The 830-nt window shown below is 68.0% G+C and carries 1 protein-coding gene; it reads left to right on the top strand.

Features of this window, described 5'->3' with window-relative positions:
* Positions 1-830, top strand: an 830-nt coding sequence (locus tag NP777_RS47000) for an AMP-binding protein (protein WP_256656342.1), incomplete at both ends; no start/stop codon positions are given.

Here is an 830-nt window from a genome sequence, read left to right as displayed (position 1 = left end):
GGCGGCGGGTGAGTGAGGTCGAGGTGTTGGGGTGTGGTGAGCGGGTGCGGGTGGTGGAGGGGTGGAACGCCACTGGCCGGGTGGTGCCGGTGGGGTCGTTGGGGGAGTTGTTCGATGAGCGGGCGGCCGTTTCCCCGGGGGCGGTGGCGGTGGTGGGTGTGGGTGGTGAGGAGTGGTCGTACGGGGAGTTGCGAGAGCGGTCGGATGTGGTGGCGGGGGTGTTGGCTGCGCGGGGTGTGGGGCGTGGTGATCTGGTCGCGGTGGTGTTGGAGCGGTCGGTGGATGTGGTGGCGGTGTTGTTGGGGGTGGTGAAGGCGGGGGCGGGGTTTGTGCCGGTGGATCCGGCGTATCCGGTGGAGCGGGTTGGGTGGATGGTTGAGGATGCGGGGCCTGCGCTCGTCGTGTGTTCGGAGGGGACGCGGGGGTTGGTTCCGGCCGGGGTGGAGTGTCTGGTGTGGGGTGCGTCTGTGGAGGGTGGGTCGGCGCCTGCGGTGTCCGTGGATGTCGATGATGTGGCGTATGTGATCTATACGTCGGGGTCGACGGGTCGGCCGAAGGGTGTGGTGGTGACGCATCGCGGTATCGGGAACTTGGCGGCTGCGCAGATTGAGCGGTTCGCGGTGGATGCCGATTCGCGGGTGTTGCAGTTGGCGTCGTTGAGTTTTGATGCCGCGGTGTCCGAGATGTGTATGGCGTTGCTTTCGGGTGCGGCGTTGGTGATGGCGGGTGTGGACCGGTTGCCGCCGCGGGGGTCGTTGAGTGAGGTGGTGGCGGGGTTCGGCGTTACGCATGTGACGGTGCCGCCGTCGGTGTTGGCGACGGTGGAGGAG

The organism is Streptomyces rugosispiralis (assembly GCF_024505145.1).
Classification (GTDB): domain Bacteria; phylum Actinomycetota; class Actinomycetes; order Streptomycetales; family Streptomycetaceae; genus Streptomyces; species Streptomyces rugosispiralis.
Note: the sequence above shows the minus strand (reverse complement) of the source record. Positions and strands in the feature narration are given on the sequence as shown.